The following is a 16,155-nucleotide window of genomic DNA, read 5'->3' as shown; positions in this document are numbered from 1 at the left end:
TCAGCCTATGCCCCGCCCTATACGCTTCAACGCCTTCAGCATGAATGCTGCCAGCCACCAATCGCCTGGATTGTGGCGCCACCCACGCAACACCAGCACCGATTTCAACCGCCTGGCCTACTGGACCGACCTGGCGAGGCTGCTCGAACGCGGTGTGTTCGACGCATTGTTCATTGCCGATGTAATGGGCATCTATGACGTCTATCAAGGCAGCCCAGGCCCGGCCTTGCGCGGCGGCGTTCAGGTGCCGGTGAACGACCCGATGCTGCTGGTCCCGGCCATGGCCGCTGTGACCAAGCACCTGGGTTTTGGGGTCACCTTCTCGCTGACCTACGAGCATCCCTACCCCTTTGCCCGGCGCATGTCCACGCTCGATCACCTCAGCGACGGGCGCGTGGGCTGGAATATCGTCACCGGCTACCTGGACAGTGCCGCGCGTAATCTTGGGCTGGATCGACAACTGGGGCATGACCAGCGCTATGACCTGGCCGAAGAGTATCTGCAGGTGCTCTACAAGCTCTGGGAAAAAAGCTGGGACGAGGATGCCCTGGTGCTGGACCGTCAGACTGGCCGTTACGTCGAGCCAACCCGTGTACACGCCATCGGTCACCTCGGCGAGCATTTCCAGGTACCTGGTATTCACCTGTGCCAGCCCTCCCCGCAACGGACCCCCGTCTTGTTTCAAGCAGGCGCATCTGCGCGTGGTCAGCAGTTCGCTGCAAGGCATGCCGAGTGCGTGTTCATCAGCGGGCCTACACCCACGGTGCTGCGGCGCTACGCCGATGGTGTTCGTCAGGCCAGCGAAGCGGCAGGACGCACGCGTGACGATGTGCTGATCTATGCCCAGGCGTTACTGATCGTCGCGCCCACCCACGAGCAGGCGCAGGCACGCTTTGCCCAATACCGCAGTTTCGTCGACATCGAAGCAGCCCTGACCCTGCTGTCAGGGTGGACCGGTATCGACCTGGATGGCCTGGACCCTGATGCGCCGATCCAGTACGTGGAAAACGATGCAGGCCGTGCGGCCCTGGCAGCCTTCACGGCGGCTGACCCTAGCCGCCAATGGACGGTGCGCGAAGCGGCGCAATTCATCGGGCTAGGAGGACGCGGGCCCGTCCTGGTCGGTACGCCAAGCGAAGTCGCTGACCAGTTGGAAGCGTGGGTCGATCAAACCGGTATCGACGGTTTCAACCTCACCTATGCTGTCCAACCTGATGACCTGACCCACGTCGTGGAGTTGCTCATTCCTGAGCTGCAGCGCCGTGGCCGTTATCCCAAGGGCTACGTCGATGGCACATTGCGCCACAAGTTGTTCGGCGAGGGAGACCGCCTGGCGGCACACCATGTGGGTAGCCAAGTGAGTATTCAGCAAACAAATACCGGGTATTCCAACATTTAATTTGTAGATGCTCGGCGCGCCACCCTATCCTGTGCCCACGTCCCCTGCACCGCACCGGCCGGTGCGGTCCACGGCATGGGGATAGAACAACAAGTCGAGAGCATTCATGTCGAACCACGCCTATTTCGCGCCCCACGGCGGCCACCCGGCTCAAACCGAGCTGCTGACCGACCGTGCCATGTTCACCGAAGCTTACGCGGTCATTCCCAAGGGCGTGATGCGTGACATCGTCACCAGTCACTTGCCCTTCTGGGACAAGATGCGCATGTGGGTCATCGCCCGGCCGCTGACAGGGTTCGCCGAGACGTTCTCCCAGTACATCGTCGAGGTGGCGCCCGAAGGCGGGAGCGAACGGCCTGAATTGGACCCCAACGCCGAAGCGGTGTTGTTCATCGTTGAGGGCGAGCTGGACATCACCGTCGAGGGCCAGCACCACACACTGGTGCCAGGGGGCTATGCGTTTCTGGCGCCTGGCGCCGAATGGAGCTTGCGCAACAACAGCAAGGCCAATGTCACCTTCCACTGGCTGCGCAAGCACTACCAGAAGGTCGAGGGGCTGGACGTGCCGTCCTCATTCGTGACCCATCGCGACAACGCCACCGTGATCGAGATGCCAGGTACCGAAGGCCGCTGGAAAACCACCCGCTTCGTCGACATGGCCGACATGCGCCATGATATGCACGTCAATATCGTCACGTTCCAACCAGGTGGCGTCATTCCGTTCGCTGAAACCCACGTCATGGAGCACGGGCTTTACGTTCTCGAAGGCAAGGCGGTCTACCGCCTGAATCAGGACTGGGTCGAGGTAGAAGCCGGCGACTTCATGTGGCTGCGCGCCTTCTGCCCGCAGGCCTGCTATGCCGGCGGCCCTGGCAACTTCAGCTACCTGCTGTACAAGGACGTGAACCGTCACGTGCACTTGACGCTCAACCCCAAGCGCTGAAGTCAAAAGACCGCCTGCCGGTCGACGAGGCGCACCCACCAGGGTGCGCCAACCCGCCGTTACTCAACCACCCCACACGCCACGCGCGCACCACCGCCACCCAACTTCTCGGGGTGGTCGCTGTGGTTATCGCCACCTGCGTGCACCATCAAAGCATGGCCTTTGAAGTCCTCAGCCTTCAAGCGCGGTGCCAGTACTGGATAGGTTGCCTTGCCATCGGCACCTACATACAACGCCGGCAGGTCACCGCGGTGACCGCTGTCATCATAAGGGCCTTTGTGCGCGTTGGTCGATTGAGGGTCCCAGTGGCCCCCTGCTCCCCCTGCTGGCACGGTTTTGCCTGCGTCCTGCGCAGGTGCGCAGGACGGATTCTGGTGCAGGTGGAAACCGTGCACACCTGGTGGCAGGTCTTTGAGGTCCGGAGTCAGCAGCGTTCCGTACTTGTTCTGTTCGATACTGATGGTGCCGATCGACTTGCCTGGGCCATCGGCGCCTGCCAGCTTGAGCTCGACGGTCTGGGCGGCTTGGGCCAGGCCGGTAGTGGCCAGCAGGGCAGCGATTACAACTGCTTTCATAGGGTTCTCCATGGCGTGGTGAAGGCGGACGTCATACCCGCGTTGTGCATGGGACTGCATCATCGCGCAGTCATTCCCTTGTGCCACAGCCTGAAACACTTAAAGGCTACCACCGGCCAACAGCTGCTTGAGCACCTGCGCCAGGTCCTTGACCGTTGGATCGGCGGTCGGGCGGTGCACGATGACGATCTCATAGCTGTCGACTTCGTCCAGCCCCTGCTCGACGCCCAGCACGCGATGCTCCGTGGTGGCGGCGCGCGGCGGTAGCAGGCTGATGCCCATGCCATCGGCGACCGCGGCCTGGATGCCACTCAGGCTCGAACTGGTGAAGCTGATACGCCAGCGCCTGCCACTGCGCTCGATGGCGGTAATCATGTCCTCGCGGTACAAGCCCCGCGGCGGGAATGTCACCAACGGCACCGGGTCCAGTTCAAAGGCAGGCAGGCGCGCGCTGTCGATCCATTGCAGGCGCTCTGGCCAACAAGCGACGCCTTCGCGACTGTTGCGTCGTTGTTTGAGCAGTACCAGGTCCAGCTCGCCATTGTCGTAGGCCTGGCTCAGATCCCGGCACAGCCCACTGGTGACCTCCAGCTTCACCTGCGGATTGAGCCGACTGAAGGCCGATAGGGCATGGGTGGTCGATCCGCCCACGAAGTCTTCGGGCACACCCAGGCGCACCGTGAAGCCGACCATGGCACCGGCCAAGGCTTCGAGCATCTGGTCATTCAGGGCCAGCATGTGCCGGGCGTACCCGAGCAACGTCTGCCCGGCGTCGGTCGGGAGCACGTCGCGGTTGCCACGTACCAGTAAACGATGCCCCACCATGTCTTCCAGGCGCCGGACTTTCTGGCTGATGGTGGACTGGGTCGAATGCAAGCGAGCGGCAGCCGTGGTGAAACTGCCGCAGTCGGCCACCACGACGATCGCCCGTAAGAGGTCCAGGTCGAATAAGGCCCTATTCGGTTTAACGTTATGAGACATGCGAGTATTCGACAAATGAATGGGAGGAGCGTTTTCTAGCACGCGCCTGTACAGCTCGCAACGCTGGCCTTAGTCCCCCAGTGCCACGCCCTCCCGGCGCGGGTCGGCACCCCCCGACCAGTCTGACCCAGCTCGCCAAATGACTTGCAGGCCGCTGGTCATGTCCATTGGCGTTACCGTGTGGCCCCACGCCTCGAGCTGGCGGATCAACGCAGCGCTGGTCAACCCTGATTCCACCTCGGTTGCGCCGTTGCGGCTGCCGAAATTGGGCAAACCGACGGCTTGCTGGGGGTTCAGCCGCCAGTCCAGCAACCCGATGAGTGCCTTGTTGACGTAACCGATGATCTGCGAGCCGCCGGGCGAGCCAAGGCTGGCCACCAACGCCCCATTGCCTCGGGAGAACACCAACGTTGGCGCCATGGCTGACAGGGGTCGCTTACCCGGCTGAACGCGATTGGCCACTGGCCTGCCCTGTTCCCGGGGCACGAACGAAAAATCGGTCAGTTGGTTGTTGAGCAAGAACCCTTTGACCATCAGGTGCGAGCCGAATGCGCCTTCTACCGAGGTGGTCATGGCCACGGCATTGCCTTGGTCATCAATGGCGCTTACGTGGGAGGTGGCTATGCGCGGTGGCGATCGGTCAGGCGCGAGCGTCAACAGCGCACCCTTCGGATAGCCGGGGCTGGCCTTGTTCATGCTGCGCTCACCCACCTGACTGGCACGCTGTGCCAGGTAGCCCGGGTCGAGCAGGCCCTTGAGCGGAACGGGTACATAGTCACTGTCGGCCAGATACTGGGCGCGATCGGCATACACCAGTCGTTCGGCTTCGGCAACCAAGTGCACGGCGCGTGCTGGCGCCTCCAAGGTGGCAGCAGTGGTCGAGGGGACGGGTGTGAGGTGGGCTAGATCGTCCCTGGCCGATCTGCGTTGCAATGCCTCCAGTATGCCCAAGGTCTGCAATACCGCCACGCCCCCGGAGGATGGGGGTGGCATGCCGCATACCTGCCAAGCTTTGTAGGGCCCGCAGACAGGTTCACGCTCGCTGGCGCGGTAGTGCTTCAGGTCATCGATGGACAGATACCCTGGGTTAGCGTGGTTATGAACAGCGGCCACCATGGCCTGCGCGACCTCGCCGTTGTAAAACGCCTGCGCGCCGTGCTGCGCGATCTGCTCGAATGTGTCGGCAAGTGCGGGGTTACGCAGTCGTGTGCCTACCGCAAGCGGGCGCCCCGTCGCGTCCAGAAAATAGCCAGCCATGCTGGGCGACCTGGCCACGAAGGGGTCAGCCTCCAGCAGCGCGTGTAGCCGTGCCGAGACTGGGAACCCGGTACGGGCCAATTCGATGGCGGGTTGGAACAACGCTTGCCAGGGCAGGACGCCGTGCTGCTTGTGGGCCAGCTCCAAGGCCCGCAGTACGCCTGGCACCCCCACCGCTCGCCCGCCTATCTGGGCTGACCTGAAGGGTATGGGTGCCCCTTTGTCGTCGAGAAACAGCCGTTCGGTCACCTGTGACGGCGCCGTTTCCCGGCCATCGAATGCCTGCGTCTTTTTCCCGTCCCAGTGGAGGATAAATGCACCGCCGCCGATCCCACTCGATTGGGGTTCGACAAGTGTCAGTACCATTTGCATCGCAATCGCCGCATCCACCGCGCTGCCCCCGGCGCGAAGGATGCGTTGTCCAGCCTGGCTAGCCAGCGGGTTGGCGGCTGCTACCATATGACGCTTGGCTGCCACCGGCTGCAAGCCGGCGCGATAACCGGAGCCAAGTTCGGGTGCTACGGGCAGCACTTGCCTGGCCTGGGCTAGGTTACAGGACAGGCTCAGGCACAGCGCGCTGACGGATACAAAGAGAGGGTTCATACAGCCGCTTCCTGCGTTGGGCCTGGCATCGATGCCAGGCTGTCGAATCGAAAAGGGGCGCTGACGCTTTTAGGTAAGCATTCTGGCTGGGCGAGGATAACGCGACTGCAACGCCCGGGACCATCGACGCTCACGCGGTTGTTGCGCGGTTCGATTCCTGTCGCTCACCTTGACGTATACGTAAAGCACGCTTCAGGATGGCGGCATATCCTGTCCAGAGCCCTGGTATGAGTACCCAGACTTACAGCATTTCCGACCTGTCCCGCGAGCTGGACATCACCACGCGTGCCATTCGTTTCTATGAAGAGCAAGGGCTGCTTCGTCCCGAGCGACGCGGCCTTGAACGCATCTATTCGGCGCGGGACAAGGTCAGCCTCAAACTTATCTTGCGGGGCAAGCGTATCGGCTTTTCGCTGGCAGAATGCCGTGAGTTGATCAAGCTGTACGACCCATCGGGCGGCAACCTCAAGCAACTCAACAGCATGCTCGCCAAGATCGCCGAGCGGCGCGCCCAACTGGAACAGCAAATGCTCGACATCCACCAGATGCAACTCGAACTGGACACTGCCCAGGAGCGCTGTGAACAGGCGCTGGCTTGCACGCTTGCCAATAAAGACCACGGTTGACCGTTACAGGAACCTCATCATGTCCTTGCCTGAAAAAGTTCGTCTGGTAGAAGTTGGCCCTCGCGATGGGCTACAGAACGAAGCCCAGCCCATCCCTGTTGCCGACAAAGTACGGCTGGTGGACGACCTGACAGCGTCTGGCGTCGCCTACATCGAAGTGGGCAGTTTCGTTTCACCCAAGTGGGTGCCGCAAATGGCCGGTTCGGCCGAGGTGTTCGCGAGTATCGAGCAGCGTGCGGGCGTCACCTACGCAGCCCTGGCGCCCAACCTGCGAGGCTTCGAAGATGCCGTGGCGGCGGGCGTCAAGGAGGTGGCGGTATTCGCCGCCGCGTCAGAAGCGTTCTCGCAGCGCAATATCAACTGCTCCATCTCGCAGAGCCTGGAACGTTTCGAACCCATCATCGAGGCCGCGCGAGCCCAGGGTGTGCGGGTGCGTGGGTATGTATCTTGCGTACTCGGCTGCCCATACGAAGGCTCGGTCCGTGCGGAGCAGGTGCTGCCGGTGGCGCGCGCCCTGCACCAGATGGGCTGCTACGAGGTGTCGCTGGGCGATACCATCGGCACCGGTACTGCTGGTGACGTCCGACGCTTGTTCGAGGTGGTGGCGGGCCATATACCCCGCGCGCAATTGGCGGGGCACTTCCACGACACTTACGGCCAAGCCCTGGCCAACGTGTATGCGAGCCTCCTTGAAGGCATCAGCATATTCGACAGCTCAGTGGCGGGTTTGGGTGGCTGCCCCTATGCCAAGGGCGCGACGGGTAACGTCGCAACCGAAGATGTCGTTTACCTGCTTGATGGGTTGGGCATCGAGACCGGTATCGACCTGCAACGCCTGATCGAGGCCGGGCAGCGCATCAGCACGGTGTTGGGAAGGGCTAACGGATCGCGCGTTGCACGTGCGTGGCAGACGCGCTAGGTCATCAAGGTGTCACGTCCGTGTGGGTGAAGTGTTACCGCTTAGCGAAGACGAGGCCAGATACGGGTATCACGGAAACATCTGGTGTGGTTTTACCGACGTCGCGCTTTTGCGAATTTCTTCATCCCATTGATTCAAAAGGATTTTTAAAACCTGGCACGCGAACTGCTATATCTCTTGCATAACAAGAACAACAAAGCATCACTCAATAAAAATAATAGAGAACGGCTCTGACAGAACAAGAACAACACGGCAGAGGCGTAGCAAGCAGATTTTTTTGGAGTCGACCCGCGTTCCTGGGGCAAGCCCCGCGAATTGGCACAGAACAACAAAACTACCTCCAGGTAGCAGCAGCCAACTCGGATCGTACGTGATGAAGGTCGGTCAGCGCTCAAAAAAATACGTTTGCTCTTGGCCCCGAATGGGGGCCTTGCACCACCCGGGCAGGCTGACAAAAACAACAACAGGCCAGCCCTAATAATAAAAAGAGCAAGCAGCAACGCTTTGGGGGGAGCTTCGGCTCCCCTTAGTGCTTATCCCTCCTCCTTCTGCTTCTCTTCGTGCTTGCCCTCGGCCTTCTCGACCAGCAGTGGCATCGTGCCCAACACCAACAACGCCAGCACCGTGCTTATCAATGCGGTGGCCTCCCGGCCCATCCCAGCGGCAGTGCCTATGGCGGCGGTCATCCAGAGGCCAGCGGCGGTCGTCAACCCTTTCACGTGGCTGGTGTCCCGTCCGTTGCCTTTCAGGATGGTGCCCGCCCCCAGAAAACCGATGCCGGCGACGATGCCCTGGATCACGCGGCTGAGGGCCTGTTCGTCGGCGCCTGCCATGCTGGGCGCCAGCACGAACAGCGCAGCACCGAGCGACACCAGCATGTGCGTGCGCACCCCGGCAGACTTGCCCCGATGTTCCCGCTCGAACCCCAATACCGCGCCGAGCAACGCTGCCATCAACAAACGCACAAGAATGCGTGTCACCTCGTGCGCATCGGTCACGTCTGCAAATTCGATCTGGATCGCGTGCCAGATAGTTTCCATCCTGTACGTTCTCTTCTAAGGCTGGCTGCTTGGCGAACGTCAGGTGCCTAGGTGGCAGGGCCATGCTTGCCCCAAGTGCTAATACACCAACCACGGCCCCCATACGATCGTGCTTGCCGGCAATGGGCTGCACAGCTGCACCCAACACCGGGCCCAGCATCCCCTCTTCACATTCATGGACCCTGAGTGCCTCTGCAAAGTGCCGTTGAGCCTAAGGGTGCAACGATGTCCAATACCCTGCGGTCAACCGTTCGAATCACATCAGGAGACTTGTCATGCCAGTGGAAATCGATGCCCAAACCCAACGCTGCACGCTCATCAATGATCAGCAACGTCTTGAAGGCGCCGCTTGCGACGTCGAGATCTTGACTGACGAGCAAATGCGCATGTCAGTGGCGGTACTGGCCGAGATGCGCACGCCTATCACCGAATTAGAGGCAGATGCCCTGACGGTGGCCGGTGCGGTCGATAGCCGCAGGCATCTGAAGAGCACCGCGCCAGGCTCGATCATATAGGGGGATGCACGGCATGCGGCGCAACTGATATGGTTTTTATCGCCAAGGCTGAGCCTGTGCTGCTAGCAGAGTGAAGGCCATAGTGCACAGGCCTGATTCAGGCTAGAAGAGCACGGAGCCATGACCGATAGAACGCCTTACTCAGTGATCGCCGCTGTTCCTGCCAATCCTTCCCGGCGCACTCGCGAAGCCGCCATCCACACGCGCAGTTTCAACGGGCTGTTTCACACCCTGCGCATTGGTTTCGCCGGCGCCCTGTTCGCCCTGTTCTTCGGCACTGCCTGGCTGAACTGGAACGGCCGCCAGGCCGTGCTGTGGGACCTGGAGAACAGCAAATTCCACATCTTTGGCGCTACCTTCTGGCCGCAGGACTTCATCCTGCTCTCGGCGCTGCTGATCATTTGTGCGTTCGGCCTGTTCGCCATCACCGTCTACGCCGGGCGCGTCTGGTGCGGTTACAGCTGCCCGCAAAGTACTTGGACCTGGTTGTTCCTGTGGTGCGAAAAAGTCACTGAAGGCGACCGCAACCAACGCATCAAGCTGGCCGCAGCCCCCTGGAGCGTGGACAAAGCCGCCCGGCGCATCGCCAAGCACTCGCTCTGGCTGGCCATAGGGCTGGTCACCGGCATGACCTTCGTGGGCTACTTCACACCAATTCGTCCGCTGGCGGCCGAATTGTTGACACTCCAACTGGGCGGCGTAGCGCTGTTCTGGGTGTTGTTCTTCACAACGGCCACGTACTTCAATGCCGGCTTGCTGCGCGAAGCGGTCTGCCTGCACATGTGCCCCTACGCCCGTTTCCAGAGCGTGATGTTCGATAAGGATACCCTGGCCGTCGCTTACGATCCGCGCCGTGGCGAAGCACGTGGCGCGCGCAAGAAAGGCAGCGACCCCCGCGCCCAGGGCCTGGGTGACTGTATCGACTGCACCTTGTGCGTGCAGGTGTGCCCTACTGGCATCGACATTCGCGACGGTTTGCAAATGGCCTGCATCGGCTGCGCGGCCTGTATCGATGCCTGCGACGGCGTGATGGACAAGATGGGCTACCGACGCGGGCTGATCGGGTACAAGTCCGAGCACAGCTTGCAAGGGGGTACTACGCACTGGCTACGGCCACGCCTGCTCGGTTACGCCGCAGCACTGCTGGTGATGATCGGTGCCTTGTGCGTGGCATTGTACCTGCGGCCGATGGTATCGCTGGATGTGATCAAAGACCGCGGTCTGTTCCGCGAAAATGCGATGGGTCAGATCGAGAACATCTACCTGCTCAAGGTGATCAACAAGACCGAGCACACTCAACACTACGCGCTTCGGTTGCTCGATGCCGAGGGCTTTACCCTGCAGGGGCAGACAGCGCTTACTGTACCCGCCGGCGACATGAGCGAAATGCCGGTGTCCGTGGCGATGCTGGCCGACCGACCCGAAAGCAGTGCGGTGCCGCTTACATTCGAAATCAGCGAACGCGACGACGATTCGGTGCGCAGCGTTGCGCACAGCCGCTTCGTGGCGCCCATGAACCGATGACGCCTACACTCCACTTTTCTTGCCTGCCAGGCTTCGACAGAAGGCCACAATGAAACGTTACGAACGCTTCGCCGACGACATCGCCGAACTCATTCGCTCCGGCGTACTGGGCCCTGGTGAGCGCGTGCCCTCCGTGCGGTACGCTAGCCAGACGCACGGGGTCAGCCCCTCCACGGTATTCCAGGCGTATTACCTGCTGGAGCGGCGTGGGCTGATCCGCGCCAGGCCGCGCTCGGGCTACTTCGTCAATGCCCATGCGACTCGCCAATTCAGCGAGCCTCAAGCGCTGCACCCGATCAGCGAGTCCACCGATGTGGACGTAAGTGCCCTGGTCTTTTCCATCCTCGACTCGATCAAAGACCCCAACACGGTACCCTTTGGCTCAGCCTTCCCGAGCCCATCGCTATTCCCTCTCCAGCGCCTGTCCCGGTCACTGGCCAGCGCCAGCCGTGCCATGGACCCTCGGGTGGCGGTCACGGATCTGTCGCCCGGCAACCCGCAACTGCGACGGCAGATTGCCCTGCGCTACATGGTCGGCGGACTGATGCTGCCGATGGAAGAACTGCTGATCACCAACGGGGCACTGGAGGCCTTGAACCTCTGTCTTCAAGCTGTCACCCAGCCAGGTGACCTGGTTGCAATCGAAGCGCCCGCATTTTATGCCTGCCTGCAGGTATTGGAACGGCTCAAACTCAAAGCCGTCGAAATCCCCGTACATCCCCGCGATGGCATGGACCTGGAGGTGCTCGCCCAAACGCTGCAAAAACACCCGGTCAAGGCGGTGTGGTGCATGACCACGTTCCAGAACCCGGTCGGCGCGAGCATGCCGGAGGCCAAGAAGCAGGCGTTGGTCGAGCTGGTGACTCGCCATCAAGTGCCCCTGATCGAAGACGATGTCTACGCCGAGCTCTATTATGCCCAGCAGGCCCCCAAGCCTGCGAAAGCATTCGATACCCAGGGCCTGGTCATGCATTGCGGCTCCTTCGCAAAGAGCCTCGCCCCGGGCTATCGCATCGGCTGGGTCGCCGCTGGGCGGTTCGCACAGAAGGTCGAGCGGTTGAAGCTCATGACCTCGCTCTGCGCCTCGATGCCGGCCCAGGCTGCCATCGCCGACTACCTGCAGCACGGTGGCTACGATCGGCACCTGCGCAAGTTGCGGTATGCCCTCGAAGGCCAGCAAGCCAATATGCTGGCAGCGATCGGGCGTCACTTTCCGGCACAGACACGTGTCAGTCAACCGTCAGGGGGGTATTTCCTCTGGCTGGAGTTACCGCAACAGATGGACGCGCTCAAGCTGTTCCACATGGCGCTGGCGCAAGGCATCAGCATTGCCCCGGGGCCGATCTTCTCGCCCACCCGGCGCTTCGGCAACTGCATCCGGCTCAACTATGGCAGTCCCTGGAACGAAGGTGCCGAACAGGCAATGGCCACCCTGGGGCGGATCATTCGTTCTTTCTGAGTTGTGCCTTTAACCTCTCATGCACACACGGCTATAGTTGTCGAAATTTCCAAGCCCAATTGCCCGCATGACATCACAAACGACGTTGGACGACCGCGCAGCCTTACAGGCCAGGCTGCTTGAGCTCGAGGCCGAGCACGAGCAGCTGCGCCTGAAGGCTGCTGCGTATGACGCCGTCGTCGAGCAAATCGATGAAGGCCTGTGCATCTTGCAAGTGCTTGAGGATGAGCACGGCCAACTCAATGACTATCGCTACCTGATGTACAACGAGGCCTGCGCCCGCCACACTCTTCATGTCAAAGAGGTGGGTTTGACCGCAAGGCAAACCATTCCTGACGAAGTGGACCAATGGCTCCCACATTTCGCCGAGGTGGCTCGCACGGGTGTGCCCCTGCACTTCGAACAGCGGCTGGCGGTCTCGAATCGCTGGCTGACCTTGAAAGTCAGCCGCCTCGAGCCCGCCTGCGAGCGAACATTGCTGGTTCTGTTCACCGGCAGGCCCGACGAAAACGCTGACGTCAATCAGTTGCAGGCGCTCAACCAGGAACTGGCACAGCAAGTAGACAGAGAGCTTGCCAGTCGCAAGCTGCTGGGCAACTTGGTCGATCACAGCGTTGCCAACGTATTCGCGGCCGATTGCAGCTTCAGGCTGCTGGCGATCAACCGTACCGCGCAGGAAACCTTCAAGCGGTGGCGCGGCCTGGTGCCCAGGGTTGGTGAGTACATCCCCGACTTCATCGCCGACCAGCCGGATATCGTCAAACAATTGAGCGGGCTGTGGCCAAGGATCATGGCGGGTAAGTCTTTCGTGGACACCGTTGCCATTGGCCTGCAATCGGATGTCCGTCACTACGAGGTGCGCTACAACCCGCTGCTCGATGCCGACCAGGTCGTGCAGGGTGGTTTCATGTTCGCCTATGACATCACCGAGCGCGTCGCTGAGCAGCAGCGCCTTGAGCAAGTGGAAGAAACCCTGCGCCAGTCCCAGAAAATGGAGGCCATCGGCCAGCTGACTGGCGGGATCTCCCATGACTTCAACAACTTGCTCGGCAGCATAATGGGTGCGCTGGAGGTTGCCGCTCAGCGGCAGACCGAAGGTCGCTATCCGGATGTTGCCAGGCTCATCGGGTTGGCCAGGCAGGATACGAAGCGGGCGGCTACCCTGGTGCAACGCCTGCTGACCTTCGCCCGGCAACAAAAACTGACCCCACAGACGGTCGACGTCCATGCGTTGGTGACCAGCATGCACGATCTCATCAAGAGCTCGTTGCACGCCAGCATCGAGTTCCAGGACCACACCACGCCTGGACACTGGCTTATCCAGGTCGACCCTTCCCAGCTGGAAAACGCGTTGCTCAACCTGTGCATCAATGCACGCGACGCCATGCCGTTAGGCGGGATGCTGGACATTCGCAACAATGACGTGCGGGTGCAGCCTTCGCTGGCCGACCGTCTTCACTTGCCTGTAGGCGAGTACGTCAGGATTTCTATCAGTGACACCGGCGTGGGAATGAGCAGCGATGTGGCAGAACGTGCCATGGAGCCGTTTTTCACCACCAAGCCACTTGGCCAGGGATCGGGACTGGGGCTACCCATGGTCTATGGCTTCATTCGTCAATCCGGCGGTCAGGTGAAGATCACCAGCACGCCGGGGCAAGGCACGTGTGTGGACCTTTATCTACCCAAGGACACAGGCCAGATCGCGCTGAGCATTGCCAACGTACCAACGCCATCCTGGCCCTCCCGGCAGGATAAACATCTGGTCATGCTGGTGGAGGACGAAGACACGTTGCGTCTGGTGATAGAGGAACTGCTGATTGATCAAGGGATGGAGGTGCGCGCCTTTGCAGAAGGCTCGCAGGCCTTGGAAGCTTTGAGGGCCGGCCTGCAGCCGTCGCTGTTGATCACCGACATCGGCTTGCCAGGCAGAGTCAGTGGCAAGCAGCTGGAAACCGCCCTGCCCGACTCGGCAGCCCTGCTCTACATCACTGGCTATGCCGATGAACAGGGCGTCGCCATGTCGCGTAGGGGTGCAGTGATGTGCAAGCCCTTTGCACTGACCGCGCTGGTCGAACAGGTGGCCCTGCTGCTGGCCGGCCATGACGCTGGCTCGAACAGGCGCGTTTGATGATGCGGGCGGCCGGTTATCTTCCGCCACTTAGGTCGATGAATGTACCTGTCGAATAGGAAGCTTTGTCAGACAGCAGCCAGATGATCGCCTCGGCCACCTCCTCGGGCCGCCCGCCTCGGCCCATGGGCAACCCGGACTCGAGTTTGCAGACCCGATCTGGGTCACCCGAAAGCGCATGAAAGCCTGTATGAATGTAACCGGGCCTGACCCCGTTGACCCTTACACCTTCCGCAGCTAGCTCTTTGGCAAGGCCCAGTGTGAACGTGTCGAGCCCTCCTTTCGAGGCGGCGTAGTCGATGTACTCGTTCGGCGACCCGAGTCGGGCGGCCAGGGATGAGACGTTGACGATGGCCCCGCCATTTCCGCCGTGTCGTGCGGCCATACGCAGTACGGCGTGCTTGGTGCAGAGCATGGGGCCGACGATGTTGGTCTTCATCATGCTGAGCAATCGCGACTCGGTCATGTGCTCGAGACGGGTTTGGGGAGCGATGGTGGCGGCATTGTTTACCAGGGCCGCGATAGGCCCCAGATCTTTATCTATACGCTGAAACATCGCGATAATCTCGGCTTCGCTGCTGACATCGGCGCGCACGGCAATAGCCTTGGCACCCAGGGTACGGACTTGGCTGAGGATGGCTTGGGCAGCTTCATCGTTGCTGAGGTAGTTGATGCACAAGTGGTAGCCATGCCGGGCGGCTAACAGTGCAGTGGCAGCACCTATACCGCGGCTGGCGCCGGTAATCAGGATGACAGGGTTCATAAGGTGTCGAATAGGTTGAGGCTGTGGTTTGACGATAGAGGACATTTAAGTAGGTTGCCAGTTAAGCGGGCGGTGATGGGAATGAGCAGGCGAATTTTCAGTTGGGCATTAGTGCTTGAAGTGATCGACTGAACCTTACGCAGGATAAGCGTGCGTTGTCGGCAACACCAAAATTGAAGTCCAAGAACGCTTATAGGAAGTGCGTCGCACAACGAAACTTCCTACGATATGTTAAGAACATCCCTGCGCGACGAAAACAGCAATTAATAATATAAAAGATGGCAACTGGAACACTGTCCTGATCACCCAATCGCCGCGGTGTGCATGACCGTCCACACAGAGCCATTGCCATGGAACAAACCCGTACGCAGCGTCACGACTTCAGCAACGGGGGGTCGCACGATGCCCAACGCTGCTTCGACTGCCAGAGGCCGGCAACTTTCCATCAGCTCCGTGACAACGGTCGGCAGCAACGATCGTTCCAGGCAAAGAGGAGTTGGTGAGATGAGGAATGCGAGTGACGATCGTCAGGATGACAACACGGGCCTTTTCGATGCGATGGCTAAGCCAGGAACGGCGGCAGGAAGATCCGTTACTGCCCCCAACACGCGCGCACAGGCACAAATGCCTTCGCAGGGTTACCGCGCCGACCCCGACTTTAAACTACGCGGCGGCTATGCCAACCCCATGCTGGATGCCGCCGCTCCCCTGTTCGGCCTGATGATTCGCCTGCGCATACTGGACTCACTGCCGAACATCAAGGCCGTGCATCAACAGGCACGCAACCAGATCCACACCATCAGGGAAGAAATGCGCCAGCACGGCTACGAGCACGCTCAGTTGCTCGCGTACTCCTACGGCGTGTGTCTGTACATCGATGAAGCAGTCATGGAACGGCCTTGGGGCAAAGCCAGTTGCTGGAGCCAGGAACCCCTGCTCAGCATCTTCCACGACGAAATCTGGGGTGGGGAAAAGTGCTTCACCGTGCTCTCGCGCCTGATGCAAGAACCCAAGCGTTATCTGGATGCATTGGAGTTCATGTACTTCGCGTTGTGCCTGGGCCTCAAGGGCAGGTACGCCATTGCGCCGAACGGTGAGGCGTCGTTGAACGCCCTTATCCACCAACTCCACGGGACCATCCGTGAACTGCGCGGACCCACGCCAGAACACGTGTGCGATCCCTACCCCCATGTGACTCCCCGTAACTTACGCATGCGCCGGCAATGGCCGTCGTGGAGCCCATTGCTGGTATCTGCCGGGGCCATGGCCGTGGCCTACAGCATCTACAGCTACCGGCTGCACCTGATTACCACTGAGGTGCTGGGTTCGCTGAACGGCATCTTGCAGCAGTGAGTTGCAGAAAGACGCCAACAACTGGCGCAACCGGATCGCCTGACCCCACTGGCGTGCCCCTGGCAGCCAG

General features: G+C 60.9%; 14 protein-coding genes. 9 read left to right on the top strand and 5 right to left on the bottom strand.

Annotation, left to right across the window (positions count from 1 at the left end):
- Positions 1–7: 7 nt before the first annotated feature.
- Together B2S33_RS17945 and B2S33_RS17940 are read left to right on the top strand one after the other, a co-directional pair.
- Entirely contained in the window at positions 8–1,399 is a 1,392-nt protein-coding gene (locus B2S33_RS17945) for an LLM class flavin-dependent oxidoreductase (RefSeq protein WP_288650757.1), read from the top strand.
- A 106-nt stretch (positions 1,400–1,505) separates the two neighbouring features.
- A complete protein-coding gene (locus B2S33_RS17940) occupies positions 1,506–2,342 on the top strand; it encodes a bifunctional allantoicase/(S)-ureidoglycine aminohydrolase (RefSeq protein ID WP_023535538.1) in 837 nt (278 codons plus the stop codon).
- Positions 2,343–2,401: 59 nt separating this feature from the next.
- Here the strand turns inward: B2S33_RS17940 and sodC are convergent, their stop codons facing one another.
- The 3 genes from sodC to ggt all read right to left on the bottom strand — a co-directional run bounded on the left by sodC (position 2,402) and on the right by ggt (position 5,758).
- Positions 2,402–2,917 carry a superoxide dismutase family protein gene (gene sodC, locus B2S33_RS17935; RefSeq protein ID WP_023535661.1) on the bottom strand — a complete coding sequence of 172 codons (516 nt, stop codon included), beginning with the start codon at positions 2,915–2,917 and terminating at the stop codon, positions 2,402–2,404.
- A 99-nt stretch (positions 2,918–3,016) separates the two neighbouring features.
- A complete protein-coding gene (locus B2S33_RS17930) occupies positions 3,017–3,898 on the bottom strand; it encodes a LysR substrate-binding domain-containing protein (protein WP_027914895.1) in 882 nt (293 codons plus the stop codon).
- Positions 3,899–3,967: 69 nt separating this feature from the next.
- A complete protein-coding gene (ggt, locus tag B2S33_RS17925) occupies positions 3,968–5,758 on the bottom strand; it encodes a gamma-glutamyltransferase (RefSeq protein ID WP_288650755.1) in 1,791 nt (596 codons plus the stop codon).
- 227 nt (positions 5,759–5,985) lie between these two features.
- On the opposite strand from ggt, the gene B2S33_RS17920 reads away from it, so the two are divergent.
- Positions 5,986–6,384: a MerR family transcriptional regulator gene (locus tag B2S33_RS17920; protein WP_288650753.1), complete on the top strand. Its 399-nt coding sequence runs from the start codon at positions 5,986–5,988 to the stop codon at positions 6,382–6,384.
- 19 nt (positions 6,385–6,403) lie between these two features.
- Positions 6,404–7,303, top strand: coding sequence for a hydroxymethylglutaryl-CoA lyase (locus B2S33_RS17915; protein ID WP_027914892.1), 900 nt, complete (start codon positions 6,404–6,406; stop codon positions 7,301–7,303).
- Between the two features lie 533 nt (positions 7,304–7,836).
- On the opposite strand, the gene B2S33_RS17910 is transcribed toward B2S33_RS17915, so the two are convergent.
- The gene (locus B2S33_RS17910; RefSeq protein WP_028687493.1) at positions 7,837–8,343 is read right to left on the bottom strand and encodes an MgtC/SapB family protein; all 507 of its coding nucleotides are present in this window, start codon (positions 8,341–8,343) and stop codon (positions 7,837–7,839) included.
- 275 nt (positions 8,344–8,618) lie between these two features.
- Between B2S33_RS17910 and B2S33_RS17905 the strand changes: the two genes are divergently transcribed.
- The 4 genes from B2S33_RS17905 (at position 8,619) to B2S33_RS17890 (ending at position 13,969) form a co-directional block, all read left to right on the top strand.
- Entirely contained in the window at positions 8,619–8,858 is a 240-nt protein-coding gene (locus tag B2S33_RS17905; protein ID WP_059183964.1) for a DUF3203 family protein, read from the top strand.
- A 120-nt stretch (positions 8,859–8,978) separates the two neighbouring features.
- Complete coding sequence (ccoG, locus tag B2S33_RS17900; protein ID WP_288650752.1) at positions 8,979–10,382, top strand: cytochrome c oxidase accessory protein CcoG; 1,404 nt, start codon at positions 8,979–8,981, stop codon at positions 10,380–10,382.
- Between the two features lie 49 nt (positions 10,383–10,431).
- On the top strand, positions 10,432–11,841 hold the full coding sequence (mapR, locus tag B2S33_RS17895; protein ID WP_027914888.1) for a GntR family transcriptional regulator MpaR: 1,410 nt from the start codon (positions 10,432–10,434) through the stop codon (positions 11,839–11,841).
- Positions 11,842–12,325: 484 nt separating this feature from the next.
- On the top strand, positions 12,326–13,969 hold the full coding sequence (locus B2S33_RS17890; protein WP_050587321.1) for a PAS domain-containing sensor histidine kinase: 1,644 nt from the start codon (positions 12,326–12,328) through the stop codon (positions 13,967–13,969).
- Between the two features lie 16 nt (positions 13,970–13,985).
- On the opposite strand, the gene B2S33_RS17885 is transcribed toward B2S33_RS17890, so the two are convergent.
- Positions 13,986–14,732: an SDR family oxidoreductase gene (locus B2S33_RS17885; RefSeq protein WP_028687497.1), complete on the bottom strand. Its 747-nt coding sequence runs from the start codon at positions 14,730–14,732 to the stop codon at positions 13,986–13,988.
- A gap of 624 nt (positions 14,733–15,356) precedes the next feature.
- On the opposite strand from B2S33_RS17885, the gene icmH reads away from it, so the two are divergent.
- Entirely contained in the window at positions 15,357–16,085 is a 729-nt protein-coding gene (gene icmH / locus B2S33_RS17880; RefSeq protein WP_414707733.1) for a type IVB secretion system protein IcmH/DotU, read from the top strand.
- The last annotated feature ends 70 nt before the right edge of the window (positions 16,086–16,155 follow it).

The sequence above is a fragment of the Pseudomonas sp. UBA5568 genome, from assembly GCF_002425525.1.
Taxonomy (GTDB): domain Bacteria; phylum Pseudomonadota; class Gammaproteobacteria; order Pseudomonadales; family Pseudomonadaceae; genus Aquipseudomonas; species Aquipseudomonas fulva.
This window is presented reverse-complemented; position numbering and strand designations above follow the sequence as displayed.

Coding starts and splice junctions, on each gene's coding strand:
- B2S33_RS17945 (WP_288650757.1), top strand. CDS start 8: ATGCCCCGCCCTATACGCTTCAACGCCTTCAGCATGAATGCTGCCAGC.
- B2S33_RS17940 (WP_023535538.1), top strand. CDS start 1,506: ATGTCGAACCACGCCTATTTCGCGCCCCACGGCGGCCACCCGGCTCAA.
- sodC (WP_023535661.1), bottom strand. CDS start 2,917: ATGAAAGCAGTTGTAATCGCTGCCCTGCTGGCCACTACCGGCCTGGCC.
- B2S33_RS17930 (WP_027914895.1), bottom strand. CDS start 3,898: ATGTCTCATAACGTTAAACCGAATAGGGCCTTATTCGACCTGGACCTC.
- ggt (WP_288650755.1), bottom strand. CDS start 5,758: ATGAACCCTCTCTTTGTATCCGTCAGCGCGCTGTGCCTGAGCCTGTCC.
- B2S33_RS17920 (WP_288650753.1), top strand. CDS start 5,986: ATGAGTACCCAGACTTACAGCATTTCCGACCTGTCCCGCGAGCTGGAC.
- B2S33_RS17915 (WP_027914892.1), top strand. CDS start 6,404: ATGTCCTTGCCTGAAAAAGTTCGTCTGGTAGAAGTTGGCCCTCGCGAT.
- B2S33_RS17910 (WP_028687493.1), bottom strand. CDS start 8,343: ATGGAAACTATCTGGCACGCGATCCAGATCGAATTTGCAGACGTGACC.
- B2S33_RS17905 (WP_059183964.1), top strand. CDS start 8,619: ATGCCAGTGGAAATCGATGCCCAAACCCAACGCTGCACGCTCATCAAT.
- ccoG (WP_288650752.1), top strand. CDS start 8,979: ATGACCGATAGAACGCCTTACTCAGTGATCGCCGCTGTTCCTGCCAAT.
- mapR (WP_027914888.1), top strand. CDS start 10,432: ATGAAACGTTACGAACGCTTCGCCGACGACATCGCCGAACTCATTCGC.
- B2S33_RS17885 (WP_028687497.1), bottom strand. CDS start 14,732: ATGAACCCTGTCATCCTGATTACCGGCGCCAGCCGCGGTATAGGTGCT.
- icmH (WP_414707733.1), top strand. CDS start 15,357: ATGCCTTCGCAGGGTTACCGCGCCGACCCCGACTTTAAACTACGCGGC.